This is a genomic window from Daeguia caeni, from assembly GCF_042653845.1.
Classification (GTDB): domain Bacteria; phylum Pseudomonadota; class Alphaproteobacteria; order Rhizobiales; family Rhizobiaceae; genus Brucella; species Brucella caeni.
The window spans coordinates 1-16805 of record NZ_JBHSEL010000118.1 but is presented as its reverse complement, the minus strand read 5'-3'; the positions used below and the strand labels follow the sequence as shown (position 1 = coordinate 16805).

The following is a 16805-nucleotide window of genomic DNA, read 5'->3' as shown; positions in this document are numbered from 1 at the left end:
CTCAGGCGCCTCCAATTTGTGCGGTACGGCGTGCAAGCAAGGCGCGCCCGGCACCGAACAGGCCAAAGGCAGTTGCGGTCAGGACAATCAGCACGACTGCAAGGGCTGCACCAAGACCGAAATTGAGCCGCTCATTGAACTGGTTGGCGATCATCTGGGCGATCATCATGTCACGCGGGCTGCCAAGCAGGGCGGGCGTAATATAGAAACCCAGGGCCAGCGTGAAGGTCAGGATCGCTGCCGCCATGACGCCTGGCAGTGAAATCGGGAAGTAAACGCGCCGGAAGCCATGGAACCATGAGGCACCGCAGATGGAGGATGCTTCCAGAAGGCGCAGGTCAATCTTCTTCATGACCGTATAAAGCGGCAGAACCGCATAAGGCAGCAGAATATGCACCATGCCGATCGTCACCCCAATTGGCGTGCGGATGAGGCGCACCGGCTTTTCAACAAGACCAAGGCCCATCAGCAGCTGGTTGATGAGGCCGCTGTTCTGCAGCAGCACGATCCAGGAAAAACTGCGCAAAAGCAGGCTCACCCAGAAAGGAATGAGCAGCGCGACTGTCAGGACAAGCAGCGTCGTCCGGCTGCCATGTGCCATCGCATAGGCATAAGGATAGGCAAGCAGAACCGTGCAGACCATGACGATCAGCGACATTTTGAACGTTTCGCCGATCACACGCAGGAAGATGGGCGTCATGAAAATCTGGCGATAATGCTCAATACTGCCATCAGGCAACGAAATGGCGACAAGTTTCAGCAGCGGATAAACAAAGAAGGCCGCCAGAAAAATGATCACCGGAACGAGCAGCCAGACGGCTGAGGACGTCATGATTGTCCGCAGCAAACTCGTTTTAGCTGGATGGCAGCGATCGTCAGTCGTGGTCGCAGTCATGGGGGATCCAACGTGTTCAGGGAGAAAGTCTGCCTGCAAGGCGCGTGCAGGCAGACCTGATTATGGTCTTACTGGAGCAGCCATTCCTGGAAACGGAGGTCTACAGCCGCACCATTCTTGGCCCACCATTCGCTGTCCATGAGAATGCGCGTATCAAGATGGTCGGTTGGCAGAAGCCCCTTGAACTTGCTGTCTTCCGGGATCTTGGCATTCTTGTTGGACGGGCCATAAGGCATGAGCTTTGCAAATTCGACCTGCTGTTCCGGCTCGGTGAAGAACTGGATCGCCTTCATGGCAGCTTCCTTGTTCTTCGTCCCCTTCGGAACAACCCAGTAACCAGCCTGTGACGTCCAGTTGGTCCAGTCGACCTTGATACCCTTGTCGGCAATATTGGCAGCGCGGCCAATCCAGACCAGTCCCATGGCCGCTTCGCCGCTCGCCAGGTTCTGTTCTGCCTGCGAACCGGTTTCCCACCAGATGATGTCCGACTTGATGGTGTCGAGCTTCTTGAGTGCGCGCTCAACGTCGATCGGGTACAGTTCTTCAGGCTTCACACCGTCGGCAATCAGCGCTGCTTCAAAGATGCCCGAAGCGGCATATTTCCACAGCGTGCGGGCACCGGGGAACTTCTCCGTATCAAAGAAATCGGCAAAACCCTTTGGCGGATTGTCGCCAAATTCCTGCTCATTATAGGCAAGCACGGTACCTTCAATATCGGAAGCGACGCGATAGTTTCCGGCAGCACCTTCAATAAACTTCGACCGGTCAACAATGGTATAGTCGATCGGCTCCAGCCATTGCGCGTCAGAGTCCAGGCCGAAGCTGTCATCGGTCAGCATGAGATCCAGCGTTACATTGCCGGTCTCAACCATTGCCTTCAGCTTGGCATTGCTCGTTGAAGAATCCTCAATGATCTTGATGTCCGGATTCCTGGCCATGAATGGCTGGAAATAAGCCTTGGCCTGATCGGCCTGATACTGGCCGCCATAGCTGGAAATGGTCAAAGTGGTTTCTTCGGCATAGGCTGCAGATCCAGTCAAGGCAGCTGCCAGTGCGGCAATGATGATTTTAGATCTCATGAGTTCCCAACCCTTTCTTCTTATGTTGATTGCCTTCAGTCTTTCCAGCCGGTTGTCAGATCGCTGCCTGGACAGCGATTTCGACCAGAATGTTTTCAGCAGCGAGGTTTGCTTCCACAGTTGCGCGTGCAGGAAGCGCATCAGCCGGGATCCAGTCTTCCCAAACTGCATTCATCGCGGCGAAGTCCCTGACAACATGCTTCAGCCAAACCTGCGCAAACAGGATCTTCGACTTGTCAGTTCCAGCAATGGCCAGGAGCTCATCAATTCGCGCCAGAACCTGCGCTGTCTGACCAGCAACATCCTGTGTACGGTCGGACGGCACCTGCCCCGTCACATAGGCAATGCCATTGTGGACGAGTACATGGCTGAGACGTTTTCCATTTGGTTCAAAGCGCTGAATTGTCACTGCATAAGCCTTTCTAGATCTGCAAGTGGGTATTTTTGGCGACTAAAGGACGCAAACCTTTAGCCGCGCTTGAAATTGCGCGAGCCGTATAAAGGAGCTGTGGTGCGAGTTCCTTGCGCACCTGTTCAGGCTGCCATCTGCTCAAGGGAACGGAAATGTTGATGGCTCCCAATGGCTGACCATCGGCGTTGACGATGGCTGCGCCAATCGCAAGATCACCAACATAGGTTTCCTCAAGGACCATGGCATAGCCATCAAGCTGCGCCTTTCGCGTCAGCTCAAGGATCTGCCCAGGATCCGTCACGGTATTTGACGTATAAGCCTCTATGCGCGAACGCGCGATAAAGGCGGCTGCGTCTTCTTCCGGCAAAGACGAGAGATATGCCCGGCCCGCCGAGGTGCAATACATGGGCAGCCTCTGACCAACCGGCACATGGATCGGCATTTCCTTATGGCTGGTGAAACGGCTGACATAGACCATTTCAGTGCCAAAAGGCTCCAGCAGGTTGCAGCTTTCACCAGTTTGCCGATTGAGCTGTTGCAGGAACGGATTTGCATGCTCAATCAGCTCACTGGTCAAAAGATACCCTGTGCCGACCTCCAGGGATTTCACGGTGAGCCTGTAGCGCTTTGAGCCGTGCTCACGCCCCAGAAAGCCCAAAGCCTCAAGGGTGAATGCTGAACGCTGGACCGTACTCTTGTTAAGCCCCGTCACCTCGGCAAGCTCAAGCAGGTTCATTGCCGGCCTTGAAGGATCAAAGGCTGTCAGGACAGAAAGTCCCTTGGCCAGGGCGGTCACGAAAAGGGGGGATTCCTCAAACTGTGTCATCGTCTCTGGTCGCGAATAGTTGAACGGACCCGCTTTCATAGCATCCCCCTTACGTCTGTCACTCCATTGATTGCAGTCAGATGCTCATCCATCCGCGGCTGCATTGCCGAGGAAGCATATGTTTGAGCATTTGATGCGTGATGGAAATGACGCTGCATGGATCAGCCTGCCTTTCGCGTCTGACGCGCATCTGCAGCCTGCAACCAGCGATAGGCCATCCACTGCCCAAGACGAATGAAAGATGAGAACGGATAGCGTTCCGGTTCCCTGGTGAGGAAGGAAACTGCCGGATTATAGGCCTTTCCTGCCGCCATCATGGCAAGCCGGGTGCCAAGATAGGTCGAGAAGGAAACGCCACTGCCCGCATAACCGCCAGCCGCATAGACTTCGCCAGCGCCCGGCACCTTGAAGCAATAAGGCAACGAATTGCGCGAAACCGCGACCCAGCCGCCCCACCAGTGCTCAACCGGAATGCCTGCCAGCGCCGGGAATTTGCGCACCATGGCATTATAGAGATAATCCTTGTGGCGCGGCGCGGAGGCATCCTTTCCGGTAATGGCGCTGCGGCCGCCAAACAGCATGCGGTTATCCGGCAGGCGACGGTAATAGAACAGAAGCTCACGCGTATCGAACATGCAGGCCATCGAAGGCAGACTGGCAGCAATCTGTTCTTCCGTGAGCGGAGCTGTGACGATAACCTGCGAATGAACCGGCAGGACACGTGCAGCCAGCCCCTCATGCATCTTCCACGACGTATAGCCATTGGTTGCGATAATGACTGCCCTGGCGCGCACGACACCATTCGGTGTCTTCAGATAATGAAGCCCGCCATTATTGCTCCAGCCAATCACAGGTGAATTGGTGTGAATGCGCGCACCATGGCTGCGCGCCATACGGTGAATGCCGCGCGCCAGTTCCAGCGGGTTCATCGAAAAACCATCTGGCAGATAGAGCGCACCCTGACTTTCAGGCCCCTCATGCACTCCCTTCAGCCCATTCTTGTCGATGAATTTGGCCGGGTAGTTCAGAACAGTATTATAGAGCTCGGCTTCACGCTGAAGATAGGCAGCATGCTGGGCGAATGTCGCCACCTTGTAGACGCCATCCGGCTGCCTGTCACATTCAATATTGCCTTCCGCGATGAGACTGCGAACCGTCTCAAGCCCCTTCTTCAACTCGCCGAAATAAGCCTGTGCCTGCTCACGACCATAGGTCTTGACCAGTTTTACCCAGGGCACACGGCCGCCGGAAATACGGGCAAAACTGCCATTGCGTCCACTGCATCCCCAGGCCGAAGACCGCGCCTCAAGCACGGTCGCCTTGATTCCATAGTCACGCGCCAGACTGTGAGCCGCCGAAAGGCCGGTATAACCACCACCAATAATGGCAACATCCGCATCAACTTCACCGGTCAAAGCACCATCATCAGCCGGCGCCGCACCGCTGATCTTCAGCCAGTATGAATCCGGGTTTGAGTGCCCAAGATCGGGATATGGGTGAACAAGTGGATCGTACATGATTTCCTGCTATCGCTATGCGATATTTATATATCGATTACAATAGTAGATGATATGAATATCAATTTGTCAATATTGCAAATCCAATTTTCCAAGCGGAAGATGGCGCCATGCGCCAATCAATGTCGTGAAAGCCTCAGAGGGGAAAACGGTGCAAAGGTGCGGAAATCTAGCCGCGACTGCAATTGGCAGCCACTCAACGGCATCCAGCACCAAAAGCCAGCAAACACTCCAAACGGACCATCCAGGACAGGCCCGCATGCACATGCAGAATTCCTGCCGGAAAAACGCCTTAAACATCAGCGATATGTTGTTCCCAGTGCGTAAGCCCCTTTCTTCGCTGTTGCTTCTGGACGCTGTTTCAATTTAAATATCTAATTCAAGAATTCTATCCCAAATGGTTGCAAGTAGTGAGACAACATGACTGAGCAGGCAATTTCCAGACAGCGCAACGAACTAGACGATATTTATGGCTCGGTCGATTTGGCAACTTCCCTGCCAAAATCACATTTTCCCAAACATGAACGCGATCCCCGCAGTGTCTTTGCCGCGGTGCGTGATGAGCTGATGCTGGACGGCAATTCACGCCAGAACCTTGCTACCTTCTGTCAGACCTGGGTGGATGACGAAATCCGTGAGCTGATGGATCTGTCGATCGACAAGAACATGATCGACAAGGATGAATATCCGCAGACGGCTGAGATTGAATCGCGCTGCGTCAAGATGGTTGCCGACCTGTGGAATGCGCCGGATCCGGAAAACACCATCGGCTGCTCCACCACCGGCTCGTCGGAAGCGGCGATGCTTGGCGGTCTGGCGCTGAAATGGCAGTGGCGCAAGAAACGTGCTGCCGAAGGCAAGCCGACCGACAAACCAAACATGATCTGCGGTCCGGTACAGATCTGCTGGCACAAATTCGCCCGTTATTTTGATGTCGAACTGCGTGAAATTCCGCTTGAGGGCGACCGTCTGATCATGAGCCCGGAAGAAGTGCTCAAGCGCGTTGACGAAAACACCATCGGCGTCGTGCCGACCATGGGCGTCACCTTCACCTGCCAGTATGAGCCGGTCAAGGCAGTCAGCGATGCGCTCGACAAGCTGCAGGCCGAAACCGGCCTCGACATTCCGATCCATGTCGATGGCGCAAGCGGCGGTTTTCTTGCGCCATTCTGTGCCCCGGACATTGCGTGGGACTTCCGCCTGCCGCGCGTCAAATCCATCAATTCATCCGGTCACAAATTCGGCCTCGCACCGCTGGGGGCTGGCTGGGTTGTCTGGCGCGAAGCCTCGGACCTGCCGGAAGAGCTGGTGTTCAACGTCAATTATCTCGGCGGCAACATGCCGACCTTCGCGCTCAATTTCTCGCGTCCGGGCGGCCAGATCATTTCGCAATACTATAATTTCCTGCGCCTTGGCCGCGATGGCTATGCCAAGATCCACAATGCCTGCTACCAGACCGCACAATATCTGGCGCATGAGATTGGCAAGCTTGGACCGTTTGAAATCATTTTTGACGGTGACAGCCAGAAGGGCATTCCGGCACTGGCATGGAAACTGAAGGACAAGGATGCGCTGGGCGGCAGCACGCTTTATGACGTAGCCGACCGTCTGCGTACCCGGGGTTGGCAAGTTCCGGCCTATTCCATGCCTGCCAACCGCGAGGATCTGGTGGTTCAGCGCATTCTGGTACGTCATGGCGTCAGCCGCGATCTGGCCTCGCTTCTGGTCGAGGACATGAAACGCACGCTTGACTATTTTACCAAGCATCCGGGCAGCATCAATCTTTCCGAGGAAGAGGCTGGCGGCTTCAATCACGGATGAACAAGCCATTTTGTAGCATCAGTGCCAATATCTGAAGCCGTGCAGGATGCGGCTTCAGATACAGATTTGAAATATCCTTTCTAAGGGGAAATACCGTGTCCTTGCTTTCGACCGTCCTTCCGTATGTTGCTGATCAGCTCACGCAATTTGCATCCGGCGATATGTGGCTTGCCTGCACGGCGCTGCTCTTTCGTGATTCCAGTGGCGGCGCCTATACCGGCCGCACGATGGAACTGTCCATGGAGTTGCCCTATGTCGTGGCCTCCATTCCAAAGGGACATACATTCACCTCGGTGGTTGAAGGCCATGTTCCGCTGACCTTCCAGTCCAAATACAATGTCTTCGGCATTGCGGTTCCGGCCGGCAGCATTGCCGACCTCAAGATCGTTGAAGGCATGAATGATCAGGGGCTATCCTTCAGCCTGCTGGCCTATGCCGGCGCATCCGGCCCGGCGGACAATGCCGCCAAGACCAAGGCCATGCTGGCGGTCATCGACCTTGGCGCGTGGGTGCTGGCGCAATTTGCCAATGCTGCGGAAGTCAAGGCAGCCCTGGCGGAAAATATCGCGATCCTCACCACGCTCGTGCCACTGCACGGTGCCAAGACGCCGTTCCATTTCATCGTCCACGACCGTTCGGGCAAATCGATCGTCATCGAATATTCCCACGAAAAGCAGAATGTCTATGACAATCCGGTTGGCGTGATGACCAACGGACCGGAATTCCCGTGGCATCTGACCAATCTGGCCAATTACACCTTCCTCAACAATATGGATCAGTCCACCGGCAAATTCGGTGATCTGGAAGTGACACAGCCCGATTCCGGCATTGCGACGGCGGGCCTGCCGGCTTCCAACACTTCAGTCGGCCGTTTCGTGCGTGCTGCCTATTATGCAACCTTTGCCGAAAAACCTGCGCCTGAAAAAGCCATCCGCGCCCTTGGCCATGTGATGAACAATTTTGACCGTCCGCGCGGCATTACAATTGATCCGCCACAGTCAGGTGGCCTTGATATTGAAGGCTTTTCGGCGACGGAAGGCCAGGCCTACAAGACCGAATATACGTCCTGGACGGCTCTGGGCGATCTCGGCAAGAATGAGTTCTATGTGCGCACCTATGATGCGATCAACTTCATCAGGTTTGATCTCAACCGCCTGTTCGCACAATCGGCCCTCAAGATTGCGCCACTGGCAAAAATTTCCCAGCTTGAAACGCTTGATGCAACGGATGCATTGTTGCAGGCAAGCTAAGCGCTAGAGCAGTTCCAGGGAAAGTGGGAACCGGTTTTCCGTCTGGGGGCTGCGAAAAAACAATCGTTAGGGCAATTCAGAGTTTCGATGAAAATCTGAATTGCTCTGGCTGATGCGGTAGAGACAGTGCTGGCGCATCCACTTTCCGGCGTCACACACGCCTTTCAATGTCAGTGAGGAAATTGTGTCTGGACCGTCATTTTCATTATTCGGAGCCTATTTTCCGTCTTGGATGCTGTGTCTTGGCATTGCCATCGTCCTGACGATCATTATCCGCATCCTGTTCATCCGGATCGGGCTTGATGACCTGCTGACATTCCGGCTGACAACCTATACCGCGATCACAATCGCCATCGCCTGCGGCCTGGCATATTATGTTTACGGGCGATAAGCATGGAAACCAATCCATACGCCAAACGAAAGATCTCTGTTATCGGCCTGTCCCTGACGGTTGCTGTCGTTGTGCTGGCAGGCGTCATGGCATGGATCTATCTGAGGCAGGCCCACAATAATCCGCTGTCTGAAGAAGCCGTCATCGGTGCGCGTATCGTCAATATTGCCGCCACGGTCGCAGGCAAGATCACCGAAATCAATGTCGAGGAAAATCAGGCGGTCAAGAAGGGCGACATCCTGTTCAAGCTTGATCCGGAACCCTTGCGCCTCATCGTGGAACAGACTGCAGCCGATCTTGGCATAGCAACAGCAGCACTCGACGCACAAAAGCGCACAGTCAAGGCAGAAACGCAGAATGCCCTGATTGCCGACCAGCAGGTTGCCCGTGCGCGTACCAATCTTGAACTTGCCGAGGCGACGCTGAAACGTCTGGAGGCGCTGAGCCCCAAGGGCTATGTCACTCGCCAGCAGGTTGATGATGCAAGAACCCTGCGCGATGATGCGAAAATCAGCCTTGATCAGGCCATCAAACAGGCCGAAGCCGCCAATGCGCTTGTCAGCAGCCTTGAGGGCGGCGAGGCCTTGGTGCGTGCCCGGCAGGCGGCTCTGGCGCTGGCCAAGCATAATCTTGATGGCACGGTCGTGCGTGCGCCGCATGATGGCTATATTGTTGGCGTCAACAATGCGACAGGCCAGATCATAGCCCCCGGCCAGTCCGTCTTCACCCTGATTGATTCATCCAACTGGTATGCCTCGGCCACGTTCCCGGAAACCGAGCTTGGCCAGATCAAAGTCGGCGCCTGCGCGCATGTGCGCATTCTGGCCGACAGTTCCGTCCTGGTCAAAGGCCGTGTGGAAAGCATTGGTCGCGGCGTGACATCCGAAGAACTGATCAATATTCCGCGCAATCTGCCCTATGTGCCGAAATCCCTGAACTGGGTTCGGATTGCGCAGCGTTTTCCGGTACGCGTCAAGCTGATCGATCCTCCCGAGGATCTGACCCGCGTTGGCGCATCAGCAGTCGTGACTGTGATTAATGGCGAAAAATGTTGAACTGACACTCTGGAGCTCGCTGCGCGAAACTTTCGCGGATCTCGCCCCCTTCCCCGGACGACTGGCGACATCCTGGCGTGTGGCCGCCGTTTGCGCGCTGGTTGCCGGTATTGCCATGATGTTCAACATCCCGGAATCGGCCATCAGCTGCTATCTCGTCATCTTCCTGATGAAAGCGGATGGCGCAGAAAATACGGTCGTGGGAACAGCGGCCATTTTTGCGATTTCACTGCTTGTCGTCCTGATGATCCCGATCGTGCAATGGACGGTGGAATCAGCGCTGTTGCGCATTCTGGTGATGATTCTTGTCTCGGTGGTGTTCATCTTCATTGGTGCTGCCACCAAACTTGGCGAAGGTGGCAGCATTGTAGCACTCATCATCGCCTTTCTGCTGACATTGGTGAATGAAGTGCCGATCAATGGCGTCATTTCATTCGGGCTGCGCTTTGCCTGGGAAATGGCCATATTACCCATGTTTGTAATTGCCGGTTTTTGCCTGTTCTTTGGCCGCTGGAGCGTGACGCTGTTGCGTGAGGAAATGCAGGAGCGGCTGATGCTTGCACGAGACATCCTGCTGCGGGAAAGGGCGAAGGACGATCCTGCCCTGTTGGAACGCCTTGAAAACGGTAATGATGATGCAAACCAGCGGGCAATGCTGACCAGGGTGCTGCATCAGACATCCGCCTCCAAAGCAGACAAGATAAGCCGCGATATTCCGGCTTCTTATCAGCTGCTCTATGCTGTCTCTGCCTTGCCCGATGATGTGCCGGAAGCCAATCGCCAGCATTATGCAAAAGCGGTAGAGGCCATGCTTGCAGCACTCAAGCATGATGAGCCATTTCCTGCCTGCACGCCAGCGCCTGAACCGGCTCAATCGGGTCAGGAAATTTGCCTGAACGAGGCGCTCCACAATCTGACAGGTATTGCCAAAACCGATTATGTCAAAAGCGCGGCTGATCGTTTTCTGGCCGCTGATGCCTTTACCAATCCGGTTTATCAGCGTTTTGCGCTCAAGACGACACTTGCCGCCATTCTCAGTTATATGTTCTATGCTTCCATCAACTGGCAGGGCATTCATACGGCAATGGTCACCTGCTATGTTGCTTCAATGGGAACGGCAGGCGACACGATCCACAAGCTTGCCTTGCGCATTGGCGGCTGTCTGGTTGGCGCGGCGATTGGCATTGCCTCTCTCATCTATCTGATGCCCTATATGGTCAATGTCGCAAGCCTGATGCTGCTGGTCTTTGTGGTTGCGCTCTTTGCCGCCTGGGTGGCCGCAGGGACTGAAAAAATCTCCTATGCCGGGGTGCAGATCGGGCTTGCCTTTACCCTGACCGTGCTACAGGGCTTCGGCCCCTCAACCGAGCTTTCTCCTGCCTGGGACAGAATTGTCGGTATCCTTGTTGGCAATTTTGCCGTTTATCTGGTCTCAACCCTGATATGGCCTACTCCGGTCGTGACGACCATCTGTCAGCATCTTGCAGAAGCAGCCGAAAAAATTGCCGAAATGGTGCGTGCCGAACCTGCAGAACGCTCAAGACTGATCGCCAGAGCCGCAGAAGTGGAACACCTGCTTGGGGAGGTGCGCTATTGCCTTTATTTGCTGCCGTTTGAACCAAAGGCGCTGCGCCCACCGGAAAATATGGTAAAAGCCTTTCAATCCATCTCCCGCCAGCTTGCCAGCTTGAGCAAGGACGTCTACTTCTCATCCGAGAAGTTAGACAACCTGAATATGCGGCTGCTGAGCGTGTCGCAGCATATCCAGTCGTTTGCCTTGGCGGGAAACAATGTGCCTGCAAACCAGACGGATACAGCCCATCGGGATGCGAATGCAGGAGACATGGAAATCGTGAAGCGTCTTGGCAGACTGGAAACTCTCGTTGCGGGTAGTCGCGCATGACGTCACGTAATCGGTTGCTAGATAAAGCGGTGATTGGCATTCTGGCGCTCAGCCTTGCGGGCTGCGCGACAGAAGCCCTGAAGCAGGCGCCAGCAGCCCCTGATCAGCCCTGGAAACCAGCTTCCAGAAAGAATGGCCCGGCCCATAAGGCAGATGACCGTGATTTCAGCGTTCCTGCCAATCCGGAACTGGCGCTTGTTTCCAATCCGGTCAGCATCAATACGCAAAAGACCTATGGCCTTGCAGATCTGATCGATCTTGCCCAGCGCAGCAACCCCTCAACCCGCAATGCCTGGGAAAAGGCGCGGCAGGCGGCCCTTGCCGTCGGCATGACCGAGGCCACCATGGTGCCGATCATCACCGCCAATGTGATTGGCGGCGTCCAGAAGACGACAACGCCGGTTGACGTGCCATTGCTGGGTGAGCGCAATATCAACACCACGCTGAAAGGGGTAACCCCTGCCCTTGCGCTGCAGTGGCTAGTGTTTGACTTTGGCCAGCGCGCAGCCTTGCGCGATGCGGCAAAACAGGTCTCCTTTGCTGCCAATGTCGGCTTCAATGCCATGCATCAAAAGCTGATTTTCGATGTCACCCGCACCTATTACGAATATTGTGCCGCTGTCTCCGGCACTCGCATTGCCGAGCAGACCTTGCGCAACAGCAAGGCCGTGCTTGCCGCCGTCGAAGCCAAGCTGAAAGAAGGCACGACAACCACCGTTGAACTGGCGCTGGCAAAACAGCAGGTGGCACAGGCAGAGCTTCGTCTGGTCAAGGCCACCGGACAGCAGCAGACCGCCTATCAGGCACTTCTCACCGCAATGGGCGTCAATGCAACGCTGAACATCAAGGTGGATGGATCGCTCAACCGGCCGCTGCCGGTCAAATTCGACGGCGTTACACAATCCATGCTTGAAACAGCACTGGCGCAGCGCCCTGACGTGATTGCAAGCTATGCCGCGCTTAAGGCAAGCAAATTCGCCACCAAGGCAGCCGAGGCTGAGTTCATGCCAAAAGTGTTTGTGGCAGGCACCTTGGCTTCCACTTCCAACAGTTTCAATGCCGGAAGCCTGCCGACCATCGGCAATCAGACTTCCGGTATGGGCATTCTGGTTGGCGCTACCGTGCCGCTTTATGATGGTGGCCTGCGTGCAGCCCAGCTCAGGAACGCACAGTCCACCGAGCGGGCGGCAGCCGAAACCTTCCGTCAGGTACAGCTTGATGCTGTCGCTGAAATCGTTCTGGCTGCCAACGCACTCAAGACGGCCCTTGCGGCCAACAAGGCTGCAGGCGTTCTGGTGCAGACTTCTGCCACCGCATTTGATGCGGCGCTGGAGGCCTATAGGAACGGGCTTGGCACGATCACAACCGTCAACGAAACAAACAATGCACTGCTGGACGCAAGGCTGGCACATACGGATGCACAGGCCGCAGCCCTGATCGGCGCGGCCAATCTGGCCTTCTTTACCGGCGCATTGACTTCAAGCAGCAAATTACCTGGACTTTAGAGGTTGCGGGCATGGCATTCATATATTGGCTAAACAGCACACTTGCGGTCGTATTTGCCATCCTTGCCTTGACCTTGTGGATTCTGATGCGGCGCGAACAGAAATGGTCACACAGTATCATTGCGCATCTGACCTATATCGCCGCAATGCTGGCCCTGATCTTTGTTCTGCGTCAGACGGCCCAGCATATCGTCAGCGATTACAAGCTGACCGACATTGACCCTGACTGGATCGACACCACATCTGCATTCCTGATGGTGTGGGTGACGACACTGCAGATCTTCCAGCTCATCAACCGCATCACCCATAGCGGCATCAATCGCGGCAATGACCCGACTTCCGCCCGCATGATTGCCCGCGTCCTGAAGCTTGTGATCATCGTCATAATCGTGATCCTGTTTGGTGAGCATTTTGGCATCGGCCTGTCCGGTCTGCTTGCCTTTGGCGGTATTGGCGGCATCGCCATTGGTGTTGCCGGCAAGGATGTCTTGAGCAACCTGTTTTCAGGCGTCATGCTGTATTTTGACAGGCCATTCAATATTGGAGACTGGATACGCTCACCCGATAGGGAAATCGAAGGAACCGTAGTCGAAATCGGCTGGCGCCTGACCAAGATCAAGACCTTCGACAACCGGCCGCTTTATGTGCCCAACGCTGTCTTCTCGACCATCAGCCTCGAGAATCCAGGCCGCATGAGCAACCGCCGCATATCGACGACGATCGGGCTTCGCTATGAGGATGCCGACAAGATCGCTGCGGTCATTCATGACATACGCAGCATGCTGAAAGCAGATGACCGCATTGACCATAAGCAGGACCTGCTGATCTATTTCAACGAATTTGCAGATTCGTCGCTGAACATCATGATCTACTGCTTCACCAAGACAACACGCTGGGCCGAGTGGTTGTCTATCCAGCAGGATATCTATCTCAAGATCATCACTATCGTGCATGCACATGGCGCTGATTTCGCCTATCCGACGCAGACACTGTATATGCAGAAGCCTGAACCCGAAGCGCAAGCGTGAGCACATTCCAGCGAACATGGCCCTTCATCAATGAAAGCATTCTGAAGCGGCATGGCAAGCGCATCATCGTGCTTGCCCGCATGCACCGCAAAGGGCTAATGCCGCAGATCTTCCCCAGGCAGGCAGACATTCCGTTCTGGCAACAGCAGACCTATAATGGCTATATCGGCATTGCCTTTGCGGTGGGCTCCTTCCTGTTCGGAATGGGCAGTGTTCTGCAATATCTTGCCCTAGGCTGGCAGGGGCTCGGCAATATTGCCAATCTCACCTTTTTCGCAGGCTCCATACCCTTTACCATTGCAGCAAGCCTGCAACATTTCCAATCCGCCAATATGCCAGATTTTCGCAGCCTGGCCGGCAAGAAACAGGACAACAAGCCCTTTGCCTTTATCGGCTGGCATCCACGCAGTGCTGGCTGGATGAGTACATTTACGCAATGGATCGGCACCATAGCCTTCAATATCAGCACATTCTCCGCCATCAAGGCACCGGACAACAAGCTTCTCGATACGCTTGAAGTCTGGGCGCCCAACCTTGAAGGCTCAATCCTATTTCTTGTCTCCGGCTATCTCGCTTATATCGAGGCTGGCAACTATTACTTCAGCTGGAAACCAAAAGACCTGTCATGGCAGGTCGTGTTCGTCAACTTGCTGGGCTGCATCGCCTTCATGATATCCGCAGTGGCGCCAACAAGCATGAACACACATGATCCTGTTTCAGCAGCCTTCTATTCCAACACCTATACGTTGCTGGGCGCCGTGTGTTTCTTTATCAGCGCCCTGTTGCTGGTGAAGGAAAGCAAGGAAGCCTCAGCCGGAGACTAGTTGTTTGGTCCCGGCATGTGATGGTGCGGTTTAACGACAAAGGCTTCCGGCTTTGATTTTCAGAGTTCCCGAATGGCTTCATAGGGTATCTTGAACCCAAGGCTTTGAGTTGTTTGGCAAAGTTATATGCAGTTAGCCAATCCCGCATATGCCGGCGCATTTCCTTGATCGAGCTGTAGTAAAAGGATTTGACGGTCGCTTCCTTGATCGTCCGCACCATCCACCCCACCTGACCGTTGCGCCACGGATGATATGGTTTTGTCAGCCGGCGCTCGATGTCGGTTTCAAGGCGACCCGCCCGAAGATGTACGGGAAAGTTAGGCTTGCACCTTGCTCCCGCTGAACAAATTACACGCCATTATCAGTCAGGACTGTATGGATCCTGTAGGGCATGTTCTAATCAATGATTTGAGGAACCCAGCCGCCGCCAATTTCGTGGCCTTACGATATATCCGGGCGAACACCAGCTTGCTGGTCCGATCAACCGCGACAAAGAGAAAGCCCTTGGCGCCTTCATGGCGGGCTCGGCAATGTCAATGTGGAAATAGCCAATCTCGTAGTCTTTAAACTGCTTGGGCTTTTCCCGGTCGCCTTTCGACAGACGGATATGCCATGGCATTGCCGGCACCAGTGCAGCGAAGAACAGGTCAAATGCGGAATGACATTCTTGAGCGCAATATAGACATCGTCCGACGGTAACCGTGCCTGGACCCACAGCGCCACGATCGCGGCCTCTTCAACAGGCGTCAAAACCGTATTGCGGCGGCTCTTTCGGACCCATCGGCATATCTTCGGCGGAACGCCTCTTGCGCCAGTTCAGGACCGTTTTCTCGTTGATCCCGAACGCGCGGCGGCTGTGCGGCCGAAGCTTTCGATCGCTGTAGTGCTGCTCGAATGGTGTACGTGGTCTTGGCGTTGCCGTGGAGAATTTGGCCCATGGCTCCATCCGTTGTGTCGGTGACAATTCTACACCATCACATGCCGGAGCAAACACCTAAAGCAGATCAGCACCATGCAGATAAATCAAATCGGCTCCATGCCAACTCGAATAATCAAGCTGGTATACGCGCCAGCATTGCACGCATCATTGCATTTTCCTCGCGTAATTTTTCAATCAACATCCGTTTCAGGCGGATATTCATCGCCTCCAGGGCATCCAGCTCATCTAAATCCCCCTCATCAACCAATGATGCATCCACTATGCGCGTCTGCACTTTATCGTCCTCTTTTTGGCCCGATTTGACCATAACGTGACGATTGTGACGCGGTTTTGAGCGACGAGGCCTTTCAGTATCCTGCGCCTTGGCCAAGACTGAATTTTCAGACGACTGGCTGGGACTGCTGTGCACTGAAGGGATAAGATTATTGATGGAAGGCAATATTTTGGGTTGACGAGCAGATTGCGATGGAACCGAAGGCACAGTGCCTGTCTCTATGACAACTGGTTTCGTACTGAACTCTTCAGCCGGTTGCTGCATTACTTCATGCACAATTGTCTGCAGGTCAAGCTTGTCCCAGAGAGGACGGTTAGGCTTGCGTGAGCGACGTCCTTTATATTCTACAACCAGTGGACGGCGTTGATGTTTCATATTCCTGTCCTACTATGAATAAATTACAGTTTAAACAGTCTGAGTGGAAAGAGCAAATTGATTTGAAATCGCCTACCATGCCTCAATACATACTATAGAGACGGAGTTATATCATGTTGTACGCAACAACATATAAATCAAAACAGATGGCACTTTTCAACCCAGACGTTATGAATATATAAATAATCTGTCTTTAGTATCTCTGACTGGAACAGGTGATCGTACCTGACATGACATCAGCATTCGTACTGCTCTTTTGAAAGGACACAACCATGACTGATGAAGGGACAATCCACAACGAAGATACAAGTGTAAAAGTATCCGAGCATGAACAAGGCGTAGGGAAGAAGAAGACCAAGTCCTCCAGAAGCGCCCGCACTGCTGAAACGAGCTTTACTCAAAACAAACAGGTTTCCAGAAAAATTCGCAAATACAGTCCGGAAGAACGCGCTGCCATCATGGCTCAGGTAGCCAAGGTGACCGCTTCCGGCAAGATCTCGATCAAGACAGCTTTGGAAAAGATTGGTATCAGCGAACAGACCTATTATAATTGGAAAAAAGCAGAGGCGCCCAAAGCTGCAGCCAAGACAAAATCCTCCCCCGCCATCGACCTGCAGGAACTGATCGCCTTAGAGCAACTCACATTTTGATGGAATCGAAAGGGATTCCCCTTTCGATTAAAATATGATTCAAACTACTGGCTAGTTGGG

15 protein-coding genes and 1 pseudogene are annotated in these 16805 nt (G+C 54.2%); 9 read left to right on the top strand and 7 right to left on the bottom strand.

Going from position 1 to position 16805, the window contains the following annotated elements; translation table 11 throughout:
- Nucleotide 1: 1 nt before the first annotated feature.
- The 5 genes from ACFO1V_RS12070 to ACFO1V_RS12050 form a co-directional block, all read right to left on the bottom strand.
- Nucleotides 2-832: an ABC transporter permease gene (locus tag ACFO1V_RS12070; RefSeq protein ID WP_374833307.1), complete on the bottom strand. Its 831-nt coding sequence runs from the start codon at nucleotides 830-832 to the stop codon at nucleotides 2-4.
- Between the two features lie 131 nt (nucleotides 833-963).
- Nucleotides 964-1974 carry an ABC transporter substrate-binding protein gene (locus ACFO1V_RS12065; protein ID WP_374833305.1) on the bottom strand — a complete coding sequence of 337 codons (1011 nt, stop codon included), beginning with the start codon at nucleotides 1972-1974 and terminating at the stop codon, nucleotides 964-966.
- 55 nt (nucleotides 1975-2029) lie between these two features.
- Complete coding sequence (locus tag ACFO1V_RS12060; protein ID WP_374833303.1) at nucleotides 2030-2383, bottom strand: RidA family protein; 354 nt, start codon at nucleotides 2381-2383, stop codon at nucleotides 2030-2032.
- Nucleotides 2384-2396: 13 nt separating this feature from the next.
- A complete protein-coding gene (locus tag ACFO1V_RS12055; RefSeq protein ID WP_374833301.1) occupies nucleotides 2397-3251 on the bottom strand; it encodes an IclR family transcriptional regulator in 855 nt (284 codons plus the stop codon).
- A gap of 122 nt (nucleotides 3252-3373) precedes the next feature.
- Nucleotides 3374-4729, bottom strand: coding sequence for an NAD(P)/FAD-dependent oxidoreductase (locus tag ACFO1V_RS12050; protein ID WP_374833299.1), 1356 nt, complete (start codon nucleotides 4727-4729; stop codon nucleotides 3374-3376).
- A gap of 420 nt (nucleotides 4730-5149) precedes the next feature.
- On the opposite strand from ACFO1V_RS12050, the gene ACFO1V_RS12045 reads away from it, so the two are divergent.
- The 8 genes from ACFO1V_RS12045 to ACFO1V_RS12010 all read left to right on the top strand — a co-directional run bounded on the left by ACFO1V_RS12045 (nucleotide 5150) and on the right by ACFO1V_RS12010 (nucleotide 14506).
- On the top strand, nucleotides 5150-6550 hold the full coding sequence (locus tag ACFO1V_RS12045; protein ID WP_374833297.1) for a glutamate decarboxylase: 1401 nt from the start codon (nucleotides 5150-5152) through the stop codon (nucleotides 6548-6550).
- 95 nt (nucleotides 6551-6645) lie between these two features.
- Nucleotides 6646-7800 carry a linear amide C-N hydrolase gene (locus tag ACFO1V_RS12040; protein ID WP_374833295.1) on the top strand — a complete coding sequence of 385 codons (1155 nt, stop codon included), beginning with the start codon at nucleotides 6646-6648 and terminating at the stop codon, nucleotides 7798-7800.
- Nucleotides 7801-7984: 184 nt separating this feature from the next.
- Nucleotides 7985-8191, top strand: a complete 207-nt coding sequence (locus ACFO1V_RS12035) for a YtcA family lipoprotein (RefSeq protein WP_374833293.1) — start codon at nucleotides 7985-7987, stop codon at nucleotides 8189-8191.
- Between the two features lie 2 nt (nucleotides 8192-8193).
- On the top strand, nucleotides 8194-9246 hold the full coding sequence (gene mdtN / locus ACFO1V_RS12030; RefSeq protein WP_374833291.1) for a multidrug transporter subunit MdtN: 1053 nt from the start codon (nucleotides 8194-8196) through the stop codon (nucleotides 9244-9246).
- Nucleotides 9230-11149 carry an FUSC family protein gene (locus tag ACFO1V_RS12025; RefSeq protein ID WP_374833289.1) on the top strand — a complete coding sequence of 640 codons (1920 nt, stop codon included), beginning with the start codon at nucleotides 9230-9232 and terminating at the stop codon, nucleotides 11147-11149. Before mdtN ends, ACFO1V_RS12025 begins: the two co-directional genes overlap by 17 nt.
- Complete coding sequence (locus ACFO1V_RS12020; protein WP_374833287.1) at nucleotides 11146-12654, top strand: TolC family protein; 1509 nt, start codon at nucleotides 11146-11148, stop codon at nucleotides 12652-12654. Before ACFO1V_RS12025 ends, ACFO1V_RS12020 begins: the two co-directional genes overlap by 4 nt.
- An 11-nt stretch (nucleotides 12655-12665) precedes the next feature.
- Nucleotides 12666-13682, top strand: coding sequence for a mechanosensitive ion channel family protein (locus ACFO1V_RS12015; protein ID WP_374833285.1), 1017 nt, complete (start codon nucleotides 12666-12668; stop codon nucleotides 13680-13682).
- Nucleotides 13679-14506 (top strand): hypothetical protein, encoded by an 828-nt coding sequence (locus ACFO1V_RS12010; protein ID WP_374833283.1) that lies wholly within the window; start codon nucleotides 13679-13681, stop codon nucleotides 14504-14506. The genes ACFO1V_RS12015 and ACFO1V_RS12010 overlap by 4 nt, the downstream gene beginning before the upstream one ends.
- Here the strand turns inward: ACFO1V_RS12010 and ACFO1V_RS12005 are convergent.
- Nucleotides 14503-15444: pseudogene (locus tag ACFO1V_RS12005) on the bottom strand (integrase core domain-containing protein). The gene ACFO1V_RS12010 and the pseudogene ACFO1V_RS12005 overlap by 4 nt on opposite strands.
- A gap of 114 nt (nucleotides 15445-15558) precedes the next feature.
- On the bottom strand, nucleotides 15559-16095 hold the full coding sequence (locus ACFO1V_RS12000) for a hypothetical protein (RefSeq protein WP_374833281.1): 537 nt from the start codon (nucleotides 16093-16095) through the stop codon (nucleotides 15559-15561).
- A gap of 272 nt (nucleotides 16096-16367) precedes the next feature.
- On the opposite strand from ACFO1V_RS12000, the gene ACFO1V_RS11995 reads away from it, so the two are divergent.
- Entirely contained in the window at nucleotides 16368-16745 is a 378-nt protein-coding gene (locus ACFO1V_RS11995) for a transposase (protein ID WP_374833279.1), read from the top strand.
- Nucleotides 16746-16805: the final 60 nt, after the last annotated feature.

What these genes read in the sequence shown, in the direction of transcription:
- ACFO1V_RS12070 (WP_374833307.1), bottom strand. Translation starts at nt 832, where the DNA reads ATGACGTCCTCAGCCGTCTGGCTGCTCGTTCCGGTGATCATTTTTCTG.
- ACFO1V_RS12065 (WP_374833305.1), bottom strand. Translation starts at nt 1,974, where the DNA reads ATGAGATCTAAAATCATCATTGCCGCACTGGCAGCTGCCTTGACTGGA.
- ACFO1V_RS12055 (WP_374833301.1), bottom strand. Translation starts at nt 3,251, where the DNA reads ATGAAAGCGGGTCCGTTCAACTATTCGCGACCAGAGACGATGACACAG.
- ACFO1V_RS12050 (WP_374833299.1), bottom strand. Translation starts at nt 4,729, where the DNA reads ATGTACGATCCACTTGTTCACCCATATCCCGATCTTGGGCACTCAAAC.
- ACFO1V_RS12045 (WP_374833297.1), top strand. Translation starts at nt 5,150, where the DNA reads ATGACTGAGCAGGCAATTTCCAGACAGCGCAACGAACTAGACGATATT.
- mdtN (WP_374833291.1), top strand. Translation starts at nt 8,194, where the DNA reads ATGGAAACCAATCCATACGCCAAACGAAAGATCTCTGTTATCGGCCTG.
- ACFO1V_RS12025 (WP_374833289.1), top strand. Translation starts at nt 9,230, where the DNA reads ATGGCGAAAAATGTTGAACTGACACTCTGGAGCTCGCTGCGCGAAACT.
- ACFO1V_RS12020 (WP_374833287.1), top strand. Translation starts at nt 11,146, where the DNA reads ATGACGTCACGTAATCGGTTGCTAGATAAAGCGGTGATTGGCATTCTG.
- ACFO1V_RS12015 (WP_374833285.1), top strand. Translation starts at nt 12,666, where the DNA reads ATGGCATTCATATATTGGCTAAACAGCACACTTGCGGTCGTATTTGCC.
- ACFO1V_RS12000 (WP_374833281.1), bottom strand. Translation starts at nt 16,095, where the DNA reads ATGAAACATCAACGCCGTCCACTGGTTGTAGAATATAAAGGACGTCGC.
- ACFO1V_RS11995 (WP_374833279.1), top strand. Translation starts at nt 16,368, where the DNA reads ATGACTGATGAAGGGACAATCCACAACGAAGATACAAGTGTAAAAGTA.